This is a genomic window from Nostoc sp. KVJ20 (genome assembly GCF_001712795.1).
GTDB lineage: Bacteria > Cyanobacteriota > Cyanobacteriia > Cyanobacteriales > Nostocaceae > Nostoc.
On sequence record NZ_KV757658.1, the window covers coordinates 1 to 17,026 of the forward strand.

14 protein-coding genes and 2 pseudogenes are annotated in these 17,026 nt (G+C 38.4%); 12 read left to right on the forward strand and 4 right to left on the reverse strand.

The window, feature by feature from the left end:
• Positions 1-205 precede the first annotated feature (205 nt).
• The gene (locus A4S05_RS43530) at positions 206-334 is read right to left on the reverse strand and encodes a hypothetical protein (protein WP_256091117.1); all 129 of its coding nucleotides are present in this window, start codon (positions 332-334) and stop codon (positions 206-208) included.
• 86 nt (positions 335-420) lie between these two features.
• Here A4S05_RS43530 and A4S05_RS42695 point away from each other — a divergent pair, with 86 nt between their 5' ends.
• From A4S05_RS42695 to A4S05_RS23770, 10 genes and pseudogenes are all read left to right on the forward strand, one after another.
• Positions 421-933: an iron uptake porin gene (locus tag A4S05_RS42695; protein ID WP_218107974.1), complete on the forward strand. Its 513-nt coding sequence runs from the start codon at positions 421-423 to the stop codon at positions 931-933.
• Positions 924-1,202 carry a carbohydrate porin gene (locus A4S05_RS42700; protein WP_069072252.1) on the forward strand — a complete coding sequence of 93 codons (279 nt, stop codon included), beginning with the start codon at positions 924-926 and terminating at the stop codon, positions 1,200-1,202. The genes A4S05_RS42695 and A4S05_RS42700 overlap by 10 nt, the downstream gene beginning before the upstream one ends.
• A gap of 10 nt (positions 1,203-1,212) precedes the next feature.
• Positions 1,213-1,479: pseudogene (locus A4S05_RS39315) on the forward strand (transposase); the annotation flags it as partial.
• A gap of 26 nt (positions 1,480-1,505) precedes the next feature.
• Positions 1,506-1,721, forward strand: a pseudogene (locus tag A4S05_RS23745) (IS4 family transposase); the annotation flags it as partial.
• Positions 1,722-2,088: 367 nt separating this feature from the next.
• A complete protein-coding gene (locus A4S05_RS44305; RefSeq protein ID WP_069072254.1) occupies positions 2,089-2,514 on the forward strand; it encodes a helix-turn-helix domain-containing protein in 426 nt (141 codons plus the stop codon).
• A 190-nt stretch (positions 2,515-2,704) separates the two neighbouring features.
• Positions 2,705-2,845, forward strand: a complete 141-nt coding sequence (locus A4S05_RS44310) for a transposase (RefSeq protein ID WP_370684482.1) — start codon at positions 2,705-2,707, stop codon at positions 2,843-2,845.
• Complete coding sequence (locus A4S05_RS43535; protein WP_256091152.1) at positions 2,787-2,921, forward strand: hypothetical protein; 135 nt, start codon at positions 2,787-2,789, stop codon at positions 2,919-2,921. The genes A4S05_RS44310 and A4S05_RS43535 overlap by 59 nt, the downstream gene beginning before the upstream one ends.
• 403 nt (positions 2,922-3,324) lie before the next feature.
• The gene (locus tag A4S05_RS23760; RefSeq protein ID WP_141699790.1) at positions 3,325-4,206 is read left to right on the forward strand and encodes a P-loop NTPase family protein; all 882 of its coding nucleotides are present in this window, start codon (positions 3,325-3,327) and stop codon (positions 4,204-4,206) included.
• A 6-nt stretch (positions 4,207-4,212) separates the two neighbouring features.
• Positions 4,213-5,019 (forward strand): hypothetical protein, encoded by an 807-nt coding sequence (locus A4S05_RS23765; RefSeq protein WP_069072256.1) that lies wholly within the window; start codon positions 4,213-4,215, stop codon positions 5,017-5,019.
• Between the two features lie 55 nt (positions 5,020-5,074).
• Positions 5,075-5,695, forward strand: a complete 621-nt coding sequence (locus A4S05_RS23770; protein WP_069072257.1) for a DUF6753 family protein — start codon at positions 5,075-5,077, stop codon at positions 5,693-5,695.
• A 4-nt stretch (positions 5,696-5,699) separates the two neighbouring features.
• On the opposite strand, the gene A4S05_RS23775 is transcribed toward A4S05_RS23770, so the two are convergent.
• Positions 5,700-6,488, reverse strand: a complete 789-nt coding sequence (locus tag A4S05_RS23775) for a response regulator (protein WP_069072258.1) — start codon at positions 6,486-6,488, stop codon at positions 5,700-5,702.
• Between the two features lie 257 nt (positions 6,489-6,745).
• On the opposite strand from A4S05_RS23775, the gene A4S05_RS23780 reads away from it, so the two are divergent.
• Entirely contained in the window at positions 6,746-6,991 is a 246-nt protein-coding gene (locus A4S05_RS23780; RefSeq protein ID WP_069072259.1) for a hypothetical protein, read from the forward strand.
• Here the strand turns inward: A4S05_RS23780 and A4S05_RS23785 are convergent.
• Positions 6,988-7,758 (reverse strand): hypothetical protein, encoded by a 771-nt coding sequence (locus tag A4S05_RS23785; RefSeq protein ID WP_069072260.1) that lies wholly within the window; start codon positions 7,756-7,758, stop codon positions 6,988-6,990. The two genes, A4S05_RS23780 and A4S05_RS23785, sit on opposite strands and share 4 nt — an antisense overlap.
• A 7-nt stretch (positions 7,759-7,765) precedes the next feature.
• Entirely contained in the window at positions 7,766-15,619 is a 7,854-nt protein-coding gene (locus A4S05_RS23790; protein WP_069072261.1) for a hypothetical protein, read from the reverse strand.
• Between the two features lie 916 nt (positions 15,620-16,535).
• Here A4S05_RS23790 and A4S05_RS23795 point away from each other — a divergent pair.
• Positions 16,536-17,003, forward strand: a complete 468-nt coding sequence (locus A4S05_RS23795) for a cytidine/deoxycytidylate deaminase family protein (protein ID WP_069072262.1) — start codon at positions 16,536-16,538, stop codon at positions 17,001-17,003.
• Positions 17,004-17,026 lie beyond the last annotated feature (23 nt).

The window sequence follows — 17,026 nt, forward strand, 5'->3', positions numbered from 1 at the left end:
GGTCAATTGGTTTAGCGTTGTGTGTGAGTTGCACCGTGACTGGCGTAACGATATTGAAGGGCTAGGTAGTCTTTTAGCAGGGTTTATTCCTGACTACAAAAACCTGATGACCAGCTATACAGCAAACTCAAGTGCTGGATCTCCCAGTAAATAATGAGAAAGTGTCTATTTTAGCTCGTGTGTAACTGAGTTGGTATTGTCATCGCTAGGTTATCAACTTTACTTGAAACATAGCGGTGACAACTACTTCTTGGTAAAAAATTGCCGAACAATCTGGTGTCTCTAAGGTGGTTGTTCTCAATGAAACTTTTTTCTCAATTAATTCTCTCGTCATCTCTGATCTTTGGAGTATGCCTTACTCAGCAATGCCTTTCTAGGTCTGCTACTGCCGAAGATACGTTGCCCGAGCAAGTCACATCTGTGAATCAGCTTACTGATGTGCAGCCTACAGATTGGGCATTTCAAGCATTACAAGCATTAGTCGATCGCTACGACTGCATTGTTGGTTATCCCGATCAAAAATTTCAAGGCAATGTCTCACGACAAGCCGCTTTGCGTCTACGCTCAATCACTCGCTATGAATTTGCTGTCGGGTTGAATGCTTGTCTGGCTCGGCTCAATCAGCTACTAGAAAGTACGACAGCAGATGTGATTAACAGAGAAGATTTACAAACTTTGCAAAGACTTCAAAAGGAATTTGCAGCAGAACTCTCAATATTGCGTGGACGGCTAGATTCCTTAGCAACACGCACAGATCAATTCGAGTCTCAGCAATTCTCGACGACGACAAAATTTACTGGAGAAGTAGTTTTTGCGGTGAGTGGTGCATTTGGCGATGATAAAGCTGTACCAGCAGGAGAAACACCTGGCTCCAGGGGTAAGGTCGGTGATAATATCATTTTTAGATCATTTTTAGCGATCGCGTGCGGTTGATATTTAACACCAGTTTTACGGGGCAAGATTTACTGAGAATTCGATTTCAGGCTGGCAATATTCCCAACTTTAGGGAACCCACAGGCACAAATATGGCTCGCCTCAGTTTTGATAGTGATACAGGTAATCAGTTAATTCTCAATCAACTCTATTATCAATTTTCCATCGGGTCTGCTGTTAAGGTGAGTGCGATCGCTCAAGGTACGTTATTTGATGTGGTCGATACCATTAACCTCACTGGGGCGCAAAAGCTAAAGTTAAAGACTTAGAAAAACGCTATCCACAACTAGTCAAATAACCAGTGATGAAGCCTTATATCAATTCTTAGAATGGACAGAAACGGCTTATAAATTTTTCCCGAAAAGTTGTCGAACCATTAGTAGATGGATAGATGAGATTCTTGCTTATTTTGATCACCGAACTACTCAAGGTATTGTTGAGGGAATTAATCAAAAAATTAAGCTCATTAAAAGAATGGCTTATGGCTTAACTAACTTCAATAATTTTAGAAGAAGGATTTTACTCAGTTGGAATTTTTGTTCTTAATTTAACATATTTAGTCTGGGAGAGCCAAAATGCACTTAAAACTTGACAAATTAATTACCAAAAACGTCAACGGTATCACCATACAAATTTACGCTAGTTTGATAGCTTATCTGATTTTACAGCTTTTATCTATTCCCGCACAATGGGGACATACACTATTAGATAAATTCCGCTATTTACAATCTTGTATGTGTCAGAAAATTAGTTATGTTCATTGGTTTGAGGAGATAATGTTATGTTGACTAATTTAGGCTTTTTAGAGTTAGTGTAAATATCTATGTAAAGTTTTGTATCAGCATTCAACATTTCTGGGATTAACCCAAACTTTGAAAATATTAAAAATTAGTTTTTATAAACTTATAAAATTTATTAATAAATATGTAGCTGTCCCTATTTAAAGCAAACTATATGAAATTTGTTACTAATTTATATATTAACAAATGTTGGTTAAATATTGAATTTTTGTTGATTGGCTTTTTGAGGTATAGCTTACATAATAGAAGCAATCTATGTAAAACAGAGTAGTCAGATTTAAGTAGGTGGGCATAAAAAACCAGACTATGTAAAGATAAGTAAATACGGAGAATGCATCTACATGAGGTGACTTATATGGGCGCTCGTTTAAGGGTATTTCTAACTCGTGAGCAAAACCAAACTCTGTTAAATCTAAGAACCCTTGAGGTGCCACAAAAGGTTAAAGATAGAGCAGAAGTAATCAGGCTAAATGCACATGGCTGGTATGTAGAAAAAATAGCAGCTCATTTTGGTTGGGATAAGCAAACAGTTAGAGACGTTTTGCACAAATGGAGAAAACAGGGTTTACAAAGTCTTTGGAAATTACCGGGTCGAGGGTTAAAACCCAAGTGGAAAGAAGAGGATATCGTATTTTTAGAAGAATGCCTAAGAGTTGAGCCACGCACATATAATAGTTCCCAATTATCAGAGAAATTAAACACACAACGTACCGTGCAACTGAGTCCTGACAGATTAAGACGGGTACTCAAAAAAAGGGGGTCAATTGGAAACGGGCTTTGAATTTGCCATAAAAGAAAACAAGATCCCATAGTTCGAGAGCAGAAACAAGCAGACCTGGACATACTGGAAGTATCTGCGGCCACAGGAGAAATAGCCTCAAATATTTAGAGGAATCAGGGTTTTGTCTGTGGAGTGAACCAGGCTACACCTATTACTTCAGAGGTGAGCAAAAAGGTCAAAATGGGAGAGCATGGGTTTGTACATCTTCTTTTTGCCGAAATATTGCTCTGAAATGAATCCCATTGAATTGGAGTGGCAACATCTCAAAAAAGATGAACTCTCAGGGCAATCATTTGACGATGAATACTACCATTGCTTATGCCGTAACTAGTGGTATTGAAGCTAGGGGAGAAAAAGGAAATTACAGTACAGAACGTGTTAAATTTAACTCTAATTCTCCTGCTTAACGTTTCGTTACATACTTGTAAATTTTCTCGCCCACCTACTTTATTGAATAGTGAGTATTTATTGGCTTCCTCATATAGCTAGCTAATTTTTAGGGCAAGGATATGAGCATTTTAGAACTTATGCAGGCATTGACATTTGACATTTTTGCATAAATATACTTTTGATTATTTATTCTGGAGGTATTCATAGAAGGATGTAGCCATTTTATTTGGTTTGCTGAGAACCTGTATAATCAACTAGTTTTATCGTAAAAGGTTGCTTATACTAAATGTTTTTAACTATTACAAATGAATTATTCTCTTTAAAATAAGGTTTAAAAGTTTCAATTTACATCAACAAAGTTTATTTGCTTTGTAGAGGAATGTTATGTCTCCAAATAGAAACAATAAGGGTAAAAAAGTCATGTCTGATGATAATACAACTAATATTAATAATAGTAAACCTCAAAAGCGGCTAATAATTGTTACAGGTGATAAAGGTGGTGTAGGAAAAAGCACCTTTGCACGAGCGTTATTTCAACTGTACATTAATAAAAATTTACCCTGTGTTACTTATGAAGCTGACTTAAGAAATCCTCAGTTAGAAAGATATTTTAAGAAAGACTACCGACCGATAATACGTTACATTGATATTTTCCATAGAGGTGGTGCTGACGATTTATTAATTAATTTAGATGAGAGTGATTGTCCTATTACACTATTAGACTTACCAGCACAATCTGGAGGTTTCTTTGAAAGTTATGTCAAAGAGCTTTCATTTTTTGAAGTGCTTAAAACCGATATTAACTGTCAAGTTACGATGGTTTCAGTGATTAGTAGGGTTCTTGATTCCATAAATGTTCTAGAAAAACTGCGTGAACTTTGTAAAGATCAAGTAGATTATATTGTCGTCAAGAACTTATTTCATGGTGAAGAAGAAAAATTTGAGCGATATAATGACGCTTTTCTGCGTCAAAATATGCTTGCAGAAGGTTTGGTAGAACTTGTGATGCCAGATTTATTCTACAAATCCTACGACTTTATTGACCGCCATGCTCTGACATTTAATGAAGGTCAGACTCATAAAGAAACAAATATTGTGATTAAATCGAGAATTAAATCTTGGCTTGCTGAGTTTGAAGCGCAAATTAAGCCAGCATTTAATTTATTTGGCTTTGATATACAACCAGATGATTGTTACTATCCAGCAGTTGTTGAAAAGTCTAAAGAGCTTAGAGCAAATGAAGAAAAAGAAAAAGCTAAAAATAAAGATTCAAATTTACAATCTGAAAATATAGCTGCTTAGTTTGTTATGTTTAGAAAGCGTTTTGTAATTACATCAGGTGATGCTCGTGTAGGTAAGTCTACAGCTTCTAGGCTCTTACTAGAGTTGTACTTGAAAAATAAACTCAATGTGCGTGTTTTCTACCACGGGCATCGCAATAAGCTATCGATGTATCAAACAGAACGCTTTGAGATAAACCATTTGGGATTCTCTAGAGGTGATTCTGATAGGTTATTACTTGACTTAGAAATGTTTCCGAAAATTGAAGTGATTTTGACTGATATGCCAGGTCAAAACCTCCAAGATTTTAAGCTTTTTGAGAGAGATGTTTCACTGATAGAAAATCTTAATTGTCTAGGATATCGTGTTACTTTATTGCACCCGATATCACACCGTAAAGACTGCGTTGAAGATTATCTTCAGGATTTATATGAGTATTTTGGTAGTCAGGTTGATTATGTTGTTATCCAAAATCATTACTTTGGCAAGCAATTTCGATACTATGAAGGGAGTCAATTCCAAGCTGATATTCAAAAATTAAACGGCTTGGAACTAGTTTTAGGTGGATTGCATAATGACTTTTACCAGTTGCTTGAGGATGCTAGTTTACCTTATACTCAACTGATTGAAACTAACTCTCCTCTTAATACTATTCAGCGTTCGATAGTATTCAACTGGATGGAGAATTTTCATAACTCTATTGTTTCTAATGGAATAGCTTCTAATTATCTAGGCTTAAGTACGAACTATGCAGAATTAGCTTCTGTAAGTGCAAATAAACAAAGTCCTTCAAATCTTGATGTAACTGAAGATGTTGAATCTGAGAAATGGTAATTATTTGCTTTACCAAATTAACAGTGAGATTTCAAATTGACTATTTAAACAACCTATGACCAATATTGCAAAAGTTGTTGAAAAAGTTGTTGCAGAATATTCTGAAGAAAAAAAAGCAGAGGTTACTGATTGGATACTTAAATTGGGTATTCGGCCTGATGACCCCTTGTTTAACCTATATGCGGAACTGGGTACAACTCAGTTTGCGTTGCAGCAGCTACCAGGTAGGCTTGACTCGCTTGTGGTGGGTTGGACTGACATGGTAGACGATAAGCTTAATAGTGCTTCTAAGGTGGCTATACAACAACAAAAGAGTGCGATCGCAGAAGCGGCGAAGGATCTGGTTAAGATGACTAAGCAAGCTGGCGGGGCTTTGCCTCACTTGGATGTAAGTAATTGGCGATTGGCACAAGTGGCGGGGGTATTGGGTTTTGTACTGGCCTTAGGGACTGCAATTGGTGTTTTTACATATAAGACTATCGCTGGAAGTGTAATTTTTCAGCAGGCGGCTTCTGGATCTGCCATCTTACAACCCGAAGATAAAAAGCTTCTAGATTGGGCTAAATCCAATGAAGGTAAGGTAGCACGTAGTATTTATGTTAAAAACGCCGCCATCATTAAAACTTGCCGCCAGCAGAAGAAGTATTCAGGTGGCTGCATAATTGCAGTTGATTAATTTTCTAGGCAACCCAGCCTTTGTATCCCTTGTTACTTGTTTTAGCTGTATCTTTTTGACTTTTATGGTTGGTTTTGACTCTTGTATGGGTTTCTTGAGTAACTTCTTCTTCAATTTTCATGTCTGTAAAGCTGAGGATTCCCAGACGGATTGCTTCGCGGATAGCGTTTAACCTATCTTTAACTCCTAGCTTGATAAATGAATTATGTAGATACGATCTTACTGTACCTTCGGAAACATACATGACACTAGCAATTTCATTATTTTTCATGCCTCCAGCAGCTAATTTAAGAACTGTTATTTCTTTATTAGAGAAATCACTTAACAAATCTAGTGCATTTCTATCAGGTGTCTCATTTAACCTGAGACTATCAATCAGAATACGATTAATAGTTGGATCAATCCATGATTCGTTATTGTATGCAGCCATTACTGCTTCAACGAATCTTTCTCCTACTTCTTCTCTAACGCTATTTTTAGCGTAGTAGCAGTCTGCGCCATTACTAATGGCTGCGTTAATAGTATCTCGGCTGCTATTTGCAGTCATAACCACAATTTTAATTGATGCGTGTTTGGATTTGATTGTACTGATTACATCAATGCCATCGATATCAGGTAAATCAATATTTATAATTACGATATCTGGCTTTTGCTTATCAACAATTTCTATCCCTTCTTTCCCGTATTTGACAAGGCTACATACCTGGATTCTACCAGTTTCAGATAATATTGTTGCCGCGCCAATCCTAGATATGTTCTCATTTTCAATGATGACAACATTAATAGGTTTCATATTATATGCTTTTTTGGTTTGGTATTGTCCTTGATAATAATACTTATAGCACTTACTATTTTAAATTTTTTAATCTTTACAATTACTATAACTTAATTAGCTTATTTAAAGTTTTTACTATTATTCGTAAAAACTTTACAAAGTGATTAGGTGGTTTGTGTACTTTTCATTAAGCAATCTATTTACTAGGTAATTTTATTTATAAGTCATGGGTTTAATAGTTATTAGCGAATTGATGGAGGAATAGATAATTTTTTATGAATAGCGATAAACTTTTAGGATGGATAGAAAAGATTGTTGTTTGGTCTTTGATAGGAATGCTATGTTTGGTCGGATTAGGCAGATTGCCTATTAACCCGACGAGTTTGTTGGACTTTACTGCGTCTTTTTACTATTTTGCTGTTGCGGTTGTTATTTGTCCCAAGACCCCCCTGAGTTTTAATAAAAAGCTAATTTTTGGATTTATAGCTTTTATGTATGGCGTGTGCTTTGGGTTGATTTAATCTAGCTCTTTAGCAGAATCCTGGTTTTTGAATTGTTGTTGACTCTGTTCGCGGCGTGCTTGTTGCTCATTGAACAGAGTCTTGAAACGTTCAAATTCCTCTTTGGTGAGATTATTAATGGTGATAGAGTACTCTTCTAAGTTATTGTCACGAGATGCCAAGAGTGCTTCTTGACTTTCTTCGGAATTAGGCAAATTTCTATCAAGGCTAAGAGTTTGCGAATCTTCTTCTAATTTTAGACTTGCAGTATATTCTTCACTTTCATAAATAATACTTTGTGTCTCTTTATCTGATTTTCCAAATATATTTAAGCGGTCTAAAATTATAGGAATAACAAACTGTCTAATTTGAAAATCTGCGGTAAAAGATTGTACTTTATCTTCTGGAGTTTCTTCTACTGGTTTGCCATTATTGTCGTCATTTTTAGTTGTGAGGTTTTTTAGAATCTCTGGTTCAATTGTATTTTCTTTAGACTGGCTTACTTCGGGTTGTAAAGATAATTTTTGACTAACTGAATTAACAGAACTGATAGGTTCAATTTCTGTCGAGCTTAACTTTACTTCCTCTTGCGCTATTTCACTGATTCTATTCATTTCTGAATTTAAGTTTAACACAGCCTGTTTTCGTTCCTCAGCAGTTGGAGGCTTTTTTGCAGATTCTTCAAATTTATCATTAGGAATGTTAAGCTGTTTGATCAATTCTCTGAGGAGACTGGCTTGCATAGCCGGAGTTAAACCTTCTACTGGAAGTTCGATTAGTTCTTTCATGCTAAAATTACCTCTCCACTAAATCTTTTTTGACATCTTTGAGAGCATTATTGATACGGGAATTCATAAGTTGAAAGTCCTGTAATGTTTCATCACTAATGTTACTTACTTGGGTTCTTCCTTCTTTGACATATAATAATATGTTGTCATTTTTATCTTTAACTAAGTAAGTTTTGTCTTGGACTTTTGTAGCAATTTGGTATTTTTCTGTTTGTACTGACATAATGCCATTGATATCTTCCTGTCCAATGATTTTAACTAAACTTTGGGAAAGATTGGTCATTTCATTAATTTTTTCTAGCTCCTTAATATCTTGCTCCATTGCCTTAAAAGCGTTCTCAAGACTGATATTTTCTTTGATGTATAAATCAGTTACTTCCTGAATTCTCTTGAGATATGTTTCTGATTTACCGAGCTTTTCAGCTGCTACATACCAGTCTCGAAGATTTTGCACTGTATTAGCTTTCATCCGCTCGATAATGCTATCCATCGCTCCAACCTGCTGTATTCTGGGTTGAGAAGGTGATGCAAGTGCTTGGTAAATATTTGGTTTTTGACTTTGTTGTGGAGACAAAATGCTCTTGTCATTAGTAATAAATGGGTTATGTGATACTTGTATATTGGAAGAAATAGTGTTGATATTAATTTTGATATTTTCTATAGGATTAAATACAGCGTATCCTTGGGAAGTTTGTTCTACTTTGTAGCCTTTTTCTTGAAGATAATTTTGAACTAATTGATCAGTTCCTTGTGCGTTTCCGACTATGAAAGAGCTTTTGGCTTCTATTACCTTATTAAGTAACGGTTTGTAGTGATTTTCAAAAGTTTGGGCAATTTGCTCGCTTGTCACTCCGCGCCACGGGCCAGACCCGGATACCATAATGATGTCGTCTTTTGAGTAATTTCCAGTGTTGGCGCGTTCTCCCCATGCTTGCTCGTAATTACGGGTGCTTGAAGGTGTTTCAGGTGGCGCAGCTGATTTACCGATAAACTGGGTAGCTATTTGTGCCATCGCAATATCTTTTTTCATGTGTTCAGCGACGGCGGCGTTTATCGGTTCGAGTTGGGATAGTGGATTTGTCAGCGGCCGATCAGTCTGTTCGGACTTTTCCTGCTGGGTTTGTACTGTAGTTTGTTGTGACTTTTCAGTTATATTGCTGTATGCTTCGCTGAGGGCTTGAATAAATGCGGATTCTTTACCCTTACCCTCCCACTGTTTATCCTGGGCGTTAGTTATGTTGGTGAGGCAGTGCGTTGTGGAGGACAGTCGCGTGGGCGGGTTTCCCGACTTGAGCGAACTGTCCGTTGGGGTTCCCCCCGTTGTAGCAATTGCCGTACAGTTTTCCAGCCACTCACTTCCTCCGCGTTTGGCGATCGCCTCAGTTAGTCGGGGGTGTTGTTCCAGTTTAGCCTGAAGCACTTCTACCATTAGCTTGTATTCATCAGCCGATGGATGCAACTGCTTTTGGTGGTTAAATGCGTGTTCGGCGGATGCGTATGCTACTCCTTCAGGTTTTTGGACATGGGTTTCTACTCCATACTGTCCAGCAGGGGCTTCTGGATTATTATTGACTGAAACTTGGTAATCGTTTTGCAGCTTGCCTTGTTCTTTTGCGAGTGCAGTGGCAAGACTGAGTGCTACTCCAAGCCCATCTTTGGAGTCGGGACTGATATTTACTGGAGTTGCAGGTTGTTTTTGAATGGTTGGGAACGGAACAATTTTGCCATTGACACAATCCCCTACCGGCTCCATGAATAAGCCATATAGCTGACTTTTACTCGCCTGGGTTTGGGTAAGTTCTTTAGATGAATGTTTTTCCCATTTCGCCCAGGCTTGCTGGTAACTCGGATCTTGAATCATTTCGGGGGTAATTTTATACTGCTTACCCACCCGGAAAGCAACTTGCTCGCCGTTTTTACCAAGGGCGATCGCAATATCTCCCTCTTTTACACCATAAGTTTTGTGGTAGTCTACACCTCTGGTAGTGTGTATCCTACCGTGTCCCCGCATGGCATCGATGGTTGTATCAGCTGGTACTTTGGAAGGTTCGCCGTGCAGATGTAGCGAATAAACCATTGGTACTGGTTTTCCAGATATAGTCGGGTTGTCTGGAATCTGAGGGTTAGCAGCGCGTGCCGCAGTGGAATTCCCGATGGCGATAATTTCTTCTACAGTTGTTTGATTTGAAGGGTGTGAGGGTATGTTTCGGGTGGCTTCTCTGAGGCTGGTATAACTGCGCTCTACTTTAATTTCTCCCCCAGGTGTCCAGTCGTTAGTTTTGATGGTGAGGTCGCTGTTGCTTTGGACTATCGCACGAGGAGGTTGGTTTGAGGCGAGGAAGTTTTCAAATTTTTGGCGAACGCTGTTTTGTCTGCCCAGGTCATTTTTAATTGACCAGATGTTGATAGACCATCTGCCAGCCTCAGTATTGAGGGCAGCGTGTTCGTTCTTGCAGTTAAAGCGGGTTACTGTACCCGACTCAAGTTTAAATTCTTGGTATTGTGCGTCCTGATTCTCCTCCCTAGTCCATGCCATTCGTTCCTTTGCAGCGCGATACCCCCAATCAGAATTTCCGATATTAATGCTGCGGGCTTCCGTTGCGGCGTAGGAGTCATCGCGGTGGTAGTTGATGCCAGCGCCGGAGTTTTCGGAATAAGTGACCAGCACAATATCAGCGTCAGGATACACTTGTTTGACAAGTTCCATTAACTTGTTGTCTTGTACCCCTGGCTTGAAGTCTTTATCCTTCAAATCCCATTTTGCACCGACCCATGCGACTTGTCGTCCTAGTGCGTAGTTGGATTTATCGTTTTCAAGTATAGGTTTGAAGTGGGTTTCAAGGTGCGATCGCAATTGTTCTACTTTTTCCTCGCTTACTTTACCCAATATTTCAATAGCTTTAGTTGGATCGGCTTGGCGCGAGTTGGGTAGTAATATTGCTCGGTTCTTAGTTTCTGATTGTGTGCCTGTTAATACTTGTATTTCAACTGAGTTTTTGTAAACCTGTGAAATTCCTGCAACTGTGGAATTAGTATTTAATTGAATGTTAGTTGTATTCTTTTCTGGTACAGCTTTCGCAGGAATAATTGGTACTGGAGAATCTTCTTGATTAAGCTCTCTGGGACGGTTAGGTAGTGCTTGTAGAGCTTTTTTGTACTCACTATTTTCTGGAATTTGGTTTAATTCTAAACGACTACCTTCAGTCGCAACTTTTTGATTTAACTCTGCACTAAGCTGTTCGTAATGGTCAAATCCTTCAAGTTCACCGATATTAATGGGTTCTCCAAGTAAACTATTTAATTCCTCGTTTATTTTTTCACTAATCTCATTTTTATTGAAAATAAATGTAGCTGTGTTACTCTCAATAAAATAATGATTTTCAGTAGATTTTGATTCTAGCCAAGTAGCTACAGCGATCGCGTCTTGTGCGGGAACAACTAATCCGAGAGCTTCTTTAGTTTCTACCTGCGATCCATCTGGAGAACTATATTGTTGGTTTGGGTTATAAAAATATACAGTTTGTTCTGAAATGAATGGAGTGATTTGTGACGGTGTATCTGCACTCTTGATATTACCATCAGCACGGTCAATAAATGTTTGTTTTAGTTCGCCACTCATGGTACTTTCATCGAGTACGAATACAGTCATACCTTTTTTGGCTTCTAACCGAGCTTGTGAACTGGGAAACAGGTCGTATGATACTCCTACTTTTTCTAGATATTTTTTAGTTTTTTCAGTTATATTTTCATCAACTGTTAATCCTAAAAGCCCTACTAATTTTTGTTCTTTATCTTGGAATATGATTGTAGGACGTTCGTTAATTTTACCAAGTATTTGGTTACGTTTTTCTTGCTGTTCGTTTTTGACAGGCTGTTCATTACTGATAAGCTGACTGCGCTTAACCCATTTTTCGGGATACTCTACTGTTTCTGGATTAATAGTTATTTTACAGGTACTTTCATTACTAGTAATCTGTACAGGGATAGTAGTTCGTTGTTGGTTTAAACGGATAATACCTGTATCAATTAGTTTTTGTACAGTGCTACTTTCTTTCCTTTGCCACTGTCTTTGTACATTCTCTCTATTTAACTCGGTTTCGAGGCGTTCAGTATGCTGACCAATAATGCCGAGTGATTGTTCACCAACTTTAGCAATATAAACGTGCTTTTTATCAAATGCTCTAACTAAAGTTTCTTTAAATGCTTGGTTGCTAATCTCCTGTTTTTTGTATTTTGGATTAGTAATATTAATTCGTAAAAAATTTCCCTTAGATGTCTCTGCTATTGCATAGGCATTTTGTCCGGTGATGATGGTTTGAATTTTAAGCTGTAACTGTTGCCCATTACCGGGTTTTTCTGCTAGCCAACCTTCAGCAATACCCTCTTTGATTGATTCCTTATCAATGTTGCCTAATTTCTCAGGTTTATTACCATTTTGAAGATAAATACTATAGTCTTCACGAATAAGGTCAACCTTTTCGATTGTTAACATTACAGGTTCATTATTAAACCTTTGGGAATTTCCAAACTTATTAACTTCACCTACTTTAAAGGTAAGTTCTGGTAGTCCAGGTACTTTGGTTGTAACAGAGGTGGTATATACTTCACCTTTTTCAACGCTGGCAATAGCAATAGTACCAATTGGTAGTCGGGCGTTACTTTGTTCTATATTGCCAAATGTTTCGTAATTACCTTCCTGATTCTGGAGTTCAATAACACTTTTTCCATCTTCAGCTAGATTAAATCGAATATTTTGAGGTTGATTTTCATGAAATAATTCACTACTGCGGTCGAACCCGGTGATACTAAACTCGTTAAATCTGAGTGTGTCTAACTGACTGATAATTTCTTCAGGAAAGGCAGCAAAGGCGAAATTAGAAACTTTCTTTTGGTAATCGCTACTTTTATCACTACTACTCTCACGAGTAGTTGATACTGCCCAGGTAGCAGCTGCCATTGCTAGCTTTTGTCCTTCTGAAATTGAATTGTAAAATTCTTCTGCTATCTGGTAGGCTTTTTGGTAAAGAAGTTTAATTTGACCTTCGCTAAGTTCAGCTTGGAAGGCTATTTTGTTAGACGTTACTTCCTGTCCAAGTGCAATTCCTATCTCTTCGGCTTTATTTTCTTGCTCCTTAGCAAGTGTTCCTAATGCCCTAAACTTGGGTTTGTTGTTCTCAGTTTCATCGTTAATTTGGGCATAAACTACATATTTATGTGGGCGGTTACTGTTGCGCTTGTCTTCAGATATTTCTGATAGCTTGATTGTAATTTTATTAGCTTTCCAGATAAATTCGTTGTCATACTGTAAAAGGTTAGTTACACTTACTTGATTGCCGTTAGCAAGGGTAATATTTGCAGACGGCCCTTTTTCAGTTTCTCTTTGTCTAGATAGCTGACTCGCTTGGTTAAAGGATTTGTCGAATTCTTTTTTGACAAGAGTAGCTATTAATCGCTGTTCGTTAGAAAACTCGACACCTTTAAATAAAGCTTGAAATTGGGCGATTTCACGCGATTCGAGACGAGCTTTTTCAAAATACTGGTTGGTTTGAGCAATTAGTAATTCAACAGGCGAGTATCCCGTGGGTTGAATTGTATTGTCAATATAAACGTCTTTTTTCTTATCCTTAATATAGTTAACCTCCCGGTAGAGAATCCGGCTGTTGTCGCGGATAATTTCCATTTCGGGTTTTTTGGCACTTTTGAAGAGGTCAACTGCAATTTGGTTTTGAAATGCTGCCTCGGCAATCATTTCGCGGTATATCTTGATGTTAATATTCATTGCCACCAGTGCATTGACCTGGTTTAGGGGTTCTTGCCGAACAGTTTTGATAAACTCTTCCATGTAACCGCGATACTTAGTCGGAATCTCCTTCCCTTCAATACCCTTGGATTTTGCCCAGGCTTCTGTTTTAAATAAATCTTCGTAGTGTTTGGCTACCTGCTGTACGTACTCAATTTGGTCTTTTTCACTACCAAAGTTTTTCAGGATAGTAATTTCTGACTCTAACGCTTCGATTGAGGTCAGGTGATTGTTGATAACACCGACACTAATGCCATCGCTCATGTGGATGGCGATTTCTTCAAATTCCGGCTGACTGCCATCTTCCTGGTAAAAAGATTGTTTTTTGAGTTTAACAGTTGGATCATAAGCGTTTTCAGGCAGGTTGCGCTCCCTTGCCTCGGCAGTGAGGTTTGGATACCTGCTTGCCCGCTCAAAGCCAATACAATCACCATCGTAGTCGCGTGCCTGACGCTCTTGTTCGGACTCTTGAGGAAGAATTTCTAGCTCGTAACCAGCCGACTTTAGTTCTGAAATATACTCATTAAATTTGTTGGTAAACTCGATTTTGTCTTTAGTTTCGAGCTTGCCGATATTTTGATCTAAGTAATTTTCAATACCTTCTAACTGAATATTTTTACTTTGGGCTTCGGGTAGGGCAGATTTAATTTGCTCGTTTAGACGGTTATAAATGCGATCGCTTGTTTCGTCTGAGACAGCGATCGCACCCGCGAGAGGTTGACCATCAGGCCCAAGGATGTCTTCTACAATTTTGTTAGTTGAGATGCACAGACCATTTGAGTTGAGGAAAGGGGAGCGGAAGTTGAGAACTTCTTCCCCATCTTGATAATGCGGGATGGAGATTTCCCCATTTTGTAGGTCTTTACAGGGAATGACCATTGCCCGCTCAAACGTGAGCGTCTTGCCGATGGCGATTTCTTTCCACTCGTTTTGGACGAACCGGGCGAGTTCGCGCTGTACTTTCTCAGTTTCGAGAAGTTGACCTTCTCCTTGCAGGTCAGCTTTGATGAGTTTGTAAATGAAAGAATCAGTAGCAATGCGATCGCCTACGGCAGGCGCTCCTGCGCCATCGCGCAAAGGTTCTAAATCTTCTGCTACTGTTGGATCTTCTGCTGCTTGTTCTTCAAGAAAAGCTTTCCGCTTATCGTACTTTTCGCAGTAAAGTTGTGCAAGTTGCCGGGGGTCGTCCTGTACAACATTCAGCTTTTTGGCTTCAAGTTCTAGCTGTTCGGTAAAGTCTTTCAGCCCGTTAGGGAATGAAGCGAGTAACTGCGAGATAGCTGTTTTACCGAGTTCAGATTGTGATTTTTCACCTAGCCAGATATTTTGCCTGTACAGTCCAGGTTGAATTTGGGGCTTGCTTGGCCCATTAGGGTTGTCTTTATCAGTTCCCTTGAATGCAGATAAGGGAAGAATTAAGTCAATTCTAGTTGAGTTCTTGGGATCTGAATAATTGAGAATTTGGTCAAGGTTTGCAGGGCGTAGTGTACCTTTGCCAAAGCGGTATTTATTATCATCTCCGTCTTGGTCAGTCCAACCGAAGCGGTGTTGAATTACTCGATATTTATCACCTTTTTGATGCTTAGTTAATTCGTGATATAGGTCTGTGGATATTTGCCCGTAACAGTCTCCTGTTAGCTGATATGCTTGGTCATTACTAATAACGCCGCCATTCTCACCATTATTATCATCGACAATTAGAATATTTAACTCTTTCTTGACAGCATTTTGACATGAACCAAGAAAGATAGACCCGTAAGCACCTCTATCTTTGCTATCAGGGCATAATTGTCTAATTGTATTTAGACATTCTTCTGGCCCATATAACAACCGAGTTTTTGATGATAATAATAATTTGTGACCTTCAGGATGATTAATTAATTGTTCCACAGTAGACTTTTCGTCCATATGCCCGAACGAAAAGTTAACCCCAGGAAAGAAATGTTCTAGTAAGGTATTATTAAGTTCTTCTTTTAACAGTGAATCTGGATTAACCGTATTACCATCTGTATGAATCCACTGATTTAACCTAGTGTCAAAATGTTTAGCTTGAATTGTCATATATAAACAATTAAACTTATAAATTTAAATATAAATTTTTACTTTTTGGCACTAAAATACCCTTAGAGCTTAATTTTACTTTCTCTGTAATGGTAATCTATTCAACAAATTTCTAATTTATACTTGCAATTTATGGGTAATTAAAAAAAACTTTATTTTGGGGTTTTTACTTAGCTTCTTTTTGATACAGATTTATCCAGCGTGATGTAATAATTTCAGTATGATAAAAAATATACAAGTTTATTGGTTATTTTGTACTTAGTTGTAAATCAGTAGTAACTTTTGTAATGTTTACGATTATGGTTGTGTTTGTAGTTTTAGGCAAAATAACAACGTGTTGAAAACTCAATACTAGATAGCATAGAGGCATCACAGTAGGGAGGCGATTAACAACTGATGAGCATTGTAGACAGTATATTCATGTAGATGTTCGGTCGCCCAAAGGTATGCTAGGTAGGTTTGGTGGCATTATCATGGCACGCATGAATCAAGCGTTCACCTTATTCGGTCATCGACCTGCTCAAAATTCAGCCAAACGACAAAGTGTTGGAAGTTGGATTCGTTTCTGGAGTGGGTGTTCAGCGTCTGTCCAGGTTAGCATCAGCAGGATATATCGCAGGCATTGATTACTCTCAAGAAATGAGCCAAAATTTTGGGGTTGCTCTTTGTTCTAGCTATTATTTGTAATTTAATCAACTAGAACTAAGCTGAAGTTGTGCATCGCCTAATCCTAGAGAAACTGTCACTTTGTCCCAAGTATGAGAAAATACGGGCTACAAAGCAGGGGTATCGGGTAGAAGGATATTTTCGAGACGTGCTATGGCTATCCTTTAGTGGCTACTTTTAACTCTGCGATAACTGTAGATATTTCCACAGCGATAATGTATGAGAGTATCCCAACTCGAGAGTTGTTCTTATGACAGAGCAAGAGATATTTGAGCATCTATTCACCATTGCGGATCAATCCGACGACACGGGCGGAGTGGTGAGTTCGTGCTTGGTACAACAAGGAAATATTGTGGCTGAAGGAATCAGTTGTAACGATGGCAAGCATTCTGAATATGTACTTCTGCGTCAGCTCGAACTCTCTGCTATCCCAGTTCTTCCGGACGACATCATATATACAACAGTAGAGCCATGTGGAAAACGCACTCTCGGAGGACCGGGCGAACATATGGGGGACTGTACAACTAACTTGATTCAGGCAGGTGCACGACATGTGGTTTATGCAGCTCCTGATCCAGATGCATCAGCTCAAACTCGATACAAGTTCGAGCAAGCCGGTTGCTCGCTCCGTCAAGTAAACGATCCCCACATAATCCGTCAAGCAACCACGCTCTTCAACTCAACAGTAACTTCCACATCAGATGCCTTGCCCCAATGACTATTGCACTCTAGTTTTCAACA